9 protein-coding genes are annotated in these 6,330 nt (G+C 48.5%); 7 read left to right on the forward strand and 2 right to left on the reverse strand.

The features are described from left to right. Nucleotides 1–200 precede the first annotated feature (200 nt). Both HHO50_RS19635 and HHO50_RS19640 read right to left on the reverse strand, forming a co-directional pair. The gene (locus HHO50_RS19635; protein WP_181308711.1) at nt 201–572 is read right to left on the reverse strand and encodes a hypothetical protein; all 372 of its coding nucleotides are present in this window, start codon (nt 570–572) and stop codon (nt 201–203) included. Nucleotides 573–730: 158 nt separating this feature from the next. Further along, nucleotides 731–964, reverse strand: coding sequence for a hypothetical protein (locus HHO50_RS19640; protein WP_181308713.1), 234 nt, complete (start codon nt 962–964; stop codon nt 731–733). A 148-nt stretch (nt 965–1,112) separates the two neighbouring features. Between HHO50_RS19640 and HHO50_RS19645 the strand changes: the two genes are divergently transcribed. The 7 genes from HHO50_RS19645 to HHO50_RS21645 all read left to right on the forward strand — a co-directional run bounded on the left by HHO50_RS19645 (nt 1,113) and on the right by HHO50_RS21645 (nt 6,251). Next, complete coding sequence (locus HHO50_RS19645; protein ID WP_181308715.1) at nt 1,113–1,301, forward strand: hypothetical protein; 189 nt, start codon at nt 1,113–1,115, stop codon at nt 1,299–1,301. Between the two features lie 354 nt (nt 1,302–1,655). Then, nucleotides 1,656–2,210: a hypothetical protein gene (locus HHO50_RS19650; RefSeq protein WP_181308717.1), complete on the forward strand. Its 555-nt coding sequence runs from the start codon at nt 1,656–1,658 to the stop codon at nt 2,208–2,210. Further along, nucleotides 2,197–3,051, forward strand: coding sequence for an agmatine deiminase family protein (locus HHO50_RS19655; protein WP_181308719.1), 855 nt, complete (start codon nt 2,197–2,199; stop codon nt 3,049–3,051). The genes HHO50_RS19650 and HHO50_RS19655 overlap by 14 nt, the downstream gene beginning before the upstream one ends. Before the next feature lie 147 nt (nt 3,052–3,198). Further along, nucleotides 3,199–4,011 carry an alpha/beta fold hydrolase gene (locus tag HHO50_RS19660; RefSeq protein ID WP_181308721.1) on the forward strand — a complete coding sequence of 271 codons (813 nt, stop codon included), beginning with the start codon at nt 3,199–3,201 and terminating at the stop codon, nt 4,009–4,011. 138 nt (nt 4,012–4,149) lie between these two features. Continuing rightward, entirely contained in the window at nt 4,150–5,361 is a 1,212-nt protein-coding gene (locus HHO50_RS19665) for a sorbosone dehydrogenase family protein (RefSeq protein WP_181308723.1), read from the forward strand. Nucleotides 5,362–5,718: 357 nt separating this feature from the next. Further along, the gene (locus HHO50_RS19670) at nt 5,719–5,919 is read left to right on the forward strand and encodes a hypothetical protein (protein ID WP_181308725.1); all 201 of its coding nucleotides are present in this window, start codon (nt 5,719–5,721) and stop codon (nt 5,917–5,919) included. After that, complete coding sequence (locus HHO50_RS21645) at nt 5,916–6,251, forward strand: type II toxin-antitoxin system PemK/MazF family toxin (protein ID WP_181308727.1); 336 nt, start codon at nt 5,916–5,918, stop codon at nt 6,249–6,251. Before HHO50_RS19670 ends, HHO50_RS21645 begins: the two co-directional genes overlap by 4 nt. The last annotated feature ends 79 nt before the right edge of the window (nt 6,252–6,330 follow it).

Raw genomic sequence — 6,330 nt, forward strand, 5'->3', positions numbered from 1 at the left:
GCGTCCCGCGAGCGAGGGCTCTGTTTTAGTCTATCATTACTTTTCCAGAACCACCAAATTATAAAAGCGTTTCGGGGCTGATTTCCTTAAATCAGCCCCGAAACGCTTTTTGCATCTTAGGGAAGGCTACTGCCGAGGTGTGAAACAAGAAAAGCCCCTCCGGTAAGGAGAGGCTTTGAAGGTATGGAGAAGATCAGCGGTTAATTATTGGCTGACTTTTCTACGGCCCGGGTGGCTTTTTTGGCTTGTTTATCGGCGTTGGCCCGGTTGCGCTGGGCTTTCGTTTCCATTCTGGCGGCTTGCTTGGCCTCTTTGGCGGCGTTAGTCGCATCTTTCTCTATCCGGTCGGCCTCCTTTGAATTCGCTTTGGCGGCTTTGGCATCGGTTTGCGTGGTTTTTCTTTGGCTAGCCAAATCGTCCAGGCGTTTCTTGTCTCCCACGGCTTTGTCCTTCACAGAATCTTGCTCCAGTTTCTGTTCCTGCTCATTTTGGGTGCTTTGGGCAAAAGCCTGGGCCGTGAAAAAAGAGAGCACGCCGGTCAATAAAGTGAATAATAAGGTCTTGGTTTTCATATTCTTATAGAATTATACTCTGTTTGGCTATACGCGGGAACAGGTAAAACAACCGGGTCTATTGTTATATATTAATTTATTAATTAAAACACCCACAGAAAGGTCGTTAATAGACTTTTGTGTGAGCTACTCGCGGTAGGAAAAAACGGCTCATGAACCTAGAAGAGCAGAATCTGCCTGGCTTCCAGCAGCGTGTTCAGTTTTTCATAAAGTATCTCCATCTCCCCCTCTTCCTCAAAATAATACTCCAGCACCTGGGTGCGGTCTCCCTTCACAAGCTCTATTTCCAGAACTCCGGCGTTTTTTGTGGTATCCAGCGTAACAGACACGATGAAGTCAGAGTTGAGGATCATTTCCTGAATGCTCCCAATGGCAGGTATTTTAATAAACATAAGGCAGATGGGTAAACGCCCGGCGAAATACCAGGTAATAAGTGAACGGATTGCGGCGGTTTTTGGCTTGTTTTCCTGAAAATAGGCTGAAAACGGAGATAGTAGAAGTGAATACGCGTTGCTGCCTTTCCTTTGCGTATCTTCCTGAATGATGGAAAACAAATATGCCCAGGGAACGGTAGTTGTCGCGAAAATAAACCCGAGCCAGAAATTAGTGGTAAGGCGTTTCGCGAAACGGGTCTACTACTGTACTGTTCAGGAAAACCCTTCCCAGAAAGACTTGGTTTACTTTGAGCGGGAACTAACCGCCGCCTCACCGGCACCCGTTAACCGTTAAGGGAACACGCCGAAGGTGGTGCGGAAAGCCCTGTTTTTATGGTGTTTTCAGGAAAACAAGCCAAAAAAGGCAGAGTTTCCCGCATTAACTGAGCCTGAAATCTGGTAAAAGGATTTGTAACCGGTACCGGAAGAGAAAGTAAGAAGGCCTTTGGGCCAGAGGTGCGTTGCAGGAGGGTTGAAGTTTGTCTTGTTTGGTCAGGTTTAGAAATCCAGATAGATTTGCGTCCGCTTTTCCCAACGCTGTGTCTTCCGCCCTATTGGGGACAGGCCAGGGAGGCGGGATGCAAATGCGCTGCACACGTATCATTCTCATGGGAGAAGAAGGATGGAGTATCATCTTAAGAGACAATAAATGACAGAAGTACATCCCTTTGGGTATTACCTTCCCGCAAATGCCGATAAATTACTGCTGGGAAGCTTCCCCTGCTTCAATGGCAATGACTATGGAGATTGGTTTTATAGCGGAAGTGGCAAAAGCGACTTCTGGAGATTGCTGTCTGAGGTATTCAAAATGCCTGGCCTTACCAAGGAAGATAAGCTAGAGATATGCTCTAAGAATGCAATAGCCATCACAGACATAGCTTCTAAAATTGAAAGGACAAAAGATAACTGCTCAGATTCCAACTTGAAGATAGTAGAGATAAACAAAGCAGGTATCAATAAATGTCTGGCCGCAGATATTAAAGCCATCTACTTTACCAGCAGATTTGTTGAGAAGCACTTTTTAAGGAACTTCCCGGAGGTAAAAATTCCAAGCTACGTTTTGCCCTCACCTTCCCCGGCCGCCAATGTGTATATAGCTGGATTAGAAGAATACAAAAGTCTGGTGCAGAGTGAAAAGGTAGCCTCGCCGTATGATTACCGTCTTCTTAAATATAGAGAGTTCTTCCTGAATGGTAATAGATAGAGAAACAAACAAAGTCTTTTTCTCAGATTTGCTGTTTACGGATGGCCGTTCCAGTGGCATTGTTGATAGGCTTTGCTCCATTTTAAGAGAACACCAGATAAGCTATGGTGTCATCAACTCAACAAAGGATATTTGGTGTAGAGACTACATGCCCATTCAAAAAGAGGCATCTGAATTTGTTCAGTTCAGGTATGAGCCTTCCTACTTAGCAAACGATTTAGATGTACAGACAGACCCAAGAACAACGCTGGCGCATAATCATATGCAGGCAGCTTTCTCCAGCATAAACCTGGATGGAGGGAACGTGTTGAGATGGAAAGACAGGGTGATTGTTACAGACAGGGTGTTCACCGAAAATCCAGCCTACACCAACAAGTCCAAACTGATAAATGAATTGGAAAGCCTCTTGGAAGTAGAGGTTATTGTCATTCCGCAGATAAAATCTGACATGACAGGTCATGCAGATGGACTAGTACGGTTTTATGACGGAACAACGCTGATAGGCAATCGCCTAGAAGATGAATACGACTATTGGAGAAAAGGAATGAAGAAAGTGCTTTCCCGCTACAGCCTTGACTATATAGATTTGCCGTTTGTGGATCACAAAGTCAAGAACCATCCAGAATCAGCAATTGGGTGCTACGTGAACTACCTGGAAGTAGGAAAGTTAATTGTAGTGCCTGTTTTTGAAGTGGAAGGAAACAAAGATGAGGAAGCTGTCGCTATTCTAAAGGAGGTGTTTTCAGATAGAGTAATAGAAACAATAAATATCAATGAAGTGGCTAAACACGGCGGATTGCTGAACTGCATAAGCTGGAACGTGAAAACAGAAACCCAATAGATTATAGCACCTGTAATCAAATCTTTTAAAGGTGTAGCTCTGCCCTTTTTAGCCTGTTTTCGTAAAAATACCCTCAAGACAATTGCCGCATAAACCACCTCAAAGTATGTACTGCTTCCTTGTTCCCTAAAAACTAACAACCAAAAAGTGCCCTTCATCCAGATAAAATCCTCCAAACTGCATTACCGGGTCATGGGCAACGGCCCCAAGGCGCTGCTGGCGTTTCATGGGTACGGGCAGGAGAGCCATTACTATGACACCATGGCCCGTACGCTGCAACCAGACTACACGGTGTTTTCCATTGACCTTTTCTTCCACGCCAAAAGCACCTTGAGCAAGGCAGACCAGCCGCTCTCCAAAAAGAAGCTGCAGGCGTTTATCCAGGGCTTGCTGGAGAAGGAGAAGATAGAGCGATTCTCGGTGATGGCGTTCAGCATGGGCGGCAAGTTCGCGCTCACGGTGCTGGAGAAGTTCCATGGCCGCATGGCCGAACTGTACCTGATTGCCCCAGACGGCATCAAAACGCATCTACTCTACAGCATTGCCACGTACCCAGGCTGGCTGCAAGGTATGTTCAAACGCATCGTGCTACGGCCCTCCCGGTTTTTCAACACCCTGAACTGGTTGGAGCGCAAACAGTGGGTGAACTCTGGGCTGGTGAAATTCGCGCATTGGCAGATGGACTCGCCGCAGAAGCGCCTGCGCGTGTACCGCAGCTGGACGGGCTTTAGCAACCTGACTTTTGACACCCGCAAAATTGTCCGGCTCCTGAACCAGAGCAACATTGAGGTGAACGTGTTTTTGGGCAAGTACGACCAGATTATTTCGCAGAAGCGGCTACAGGTGTTCCTGAACGCCCTCAAGCGGCACAACCTGGTGGTTTTGCAGACGGGGCACACCAACCTGCTGTACACGGTGGCCACGTGGCTCCGGAATCACCGCGCCAAGACAGCCAACTAAGTTTCTTTGCGTATACGCCTCAGAAGGAGACCCCCGTTTTGAGCCTACTTTTGCCAAAGAAACCCCAAAACGGAAGAGAGGGGGCGGCATTGACCTGTTTCAGTCTTCCTTCTAATTGACACCGTACAATCTAAAACTATGAAACTTCCCTTACAACTGAAACTGGGGGCCAGCCTGCTGGTGCTGCTGGGCCAACTGGCCTGTTCCTCTAACTCGGGCAAGCCCGATGCAAACGAAGAGGGCGAAAGAACCTCTACCGCCGCCCAGGACACCGCCTCTGAGAACGTCACCGAGCAGCCCGCCACTGAAGCCAACCTGGCCAAGATCTCCCTGCCAGACGGTTTCCAGATCAGCTACTTCGCCCAGAAGGTGGTGAACGCCCGTTCCATGGCGCTGGGGCCAGACGGCACGCTCTACGTGGGCACCCGCGACAAAGGCAGCGTGTATGCCTTGCCAGACAGAAACAAAGACGGCAAAGCCGATGAGATCATCACCATTGCCTCTGGCCTGAACATGCCCAACGGCGTGGCCCTGCGCAACGGTGCGTTGTACGTAGCCGAGATCAGCCGCATCACCCGCTATGACAACATCGCCCAGAACCTGAAAAACCCACCCGCCCCGGCGGTAGTCTACGATAAATTCCCCACAGAAGAACACCACGGCTGGAAATACATCGCCTTTGGGCCTGATGATAAACTGTACGTGCCGGTGGGTGCCCCCTGCAACATCTGCCTTAAAAAAGAACCGGTGTACGCCGCCATCAACCGCATGAACCCCGACGGCTCGGGCCTGGAAGTGTTCGCCAGCGGCGTGCGCAACACCGTGGGTTTTGACTGGCACCCTACCACCAAGGAACTCTGGTTCACAGACAACGGCCGCGACCTCATGGGCGACAACCTGCCGCCCGATGAACTGAACTGCGCCCCTAAAAAAGGCATGCACTTCGGGTACCCGTACTGCCACGCCGGCGAAACCCTGGATCCTGAGTTTGGCAAAGGCAAAGACTGCGCAGATTATACTGCGCCCGTCCAGAATCTGAATCCGCACGGCGGCACCCTGGGCATGGAGTTTTACACCGGTGCCATGTTCCCCGAGACCTATAAAAACCAGATCTTCATTGCCGAGCACGGCTCCTGGAACCGTACCGAAAAGATTGGCTATCGCCTGAGCCTCTACCGCACCAACGCGCAGGGCAAGGGTAGCTTTGTGCCGTTCGCGGCCGGTTGGTTGCAGGACGGCAAAGAGTGGGGCCGCCCCGTGGATGTAGAGGTGATGCCAGACGGCTCTCTGCTGGTGTCTGATGACATGAATGACGCCATTTACCGTATCACGTACACGGGTAATAAGTAATCTGGTTTCCGGCCTGTTTTTCACAAATTGGCCTTGAAACAGCACGGGGCTGCGGCAAAAAGAAGACCTTATGAATCAGAAGAAAGTACGCTTTTATGGAGTAGGCACGATGTTCCTGACGGTTGCCCTGGTGTTTGGCATCCTGAAAACCAACGACCACGTGGAGTGACCACCACCGTAAATTCCTCCACAGACCAGAACGGCTGCGTGGTTGTCACAGAATTGCACCAGTGCTAGGAGCGGTTCGCTATTTGATTTGGCGGGGGAGGTAACTAGTCATATTTGAAAGTTGGCGGTAATGCATAGAATAATAACAGACTGGGATAAAAAACGTAAATTCGTAAAAAGGATAATACTATGAGAACTATAGAAATATCGGTAAGCGACCAAGACTTTTCAAAACTAAGAAGCTTTCTCACCCGACTTGATTTCGTAAAGGTCATAAAAGAGAAAAAAATAGAGGGGGTAGACCCTGCCACACTTATTTCCGAGCAATCATTAGCAGAGGAATGGGACAGCAAGGAAGACAGTAGGTACGAGAAATTCTTTCAAGCATGAGTTATAGGCAAGGTGACATCGTGTGGGTAGACTTTCCTTTTACGGACGGCTCACAGTCAAAACCAAGGCCAGCTCTAATCATTTCAAATAAAGCAGTTAACGACATTGGGGACTATATCCTTGTTCAAATCACCTCCAGAATAAAAAGAGACGGACTGTCTATTGAAATCACCAGCACAGACTACGAAGAATCGCCCCTTGAACTTAAAAGTCACATTAGGTTTCATAAGATATTTATTCTCAATGAAAGCCTGATACTGGGTAAGAAGACTTCCGTAACGGCAGATTTCAGAAGAAAGGTGATAGCACAAGTCCTGACTATCCTAGAATAGAAATACCTACCCCTAACATTGGTAGCTGTTGCACAACTCCTAACTAATGGAGAGCTAGAATACTTGCTTCTGTTCCTTT

Origin of the sequence: Rufibacter sp. XAAS-G3-1, assembly GCF_013623775.1 — a bacterium.
Classification (GTDB): Bacteria; Bacteroidota; Bacteroidia; order Cytophagales; family Hymenobacteraceae; genus Nibribacter.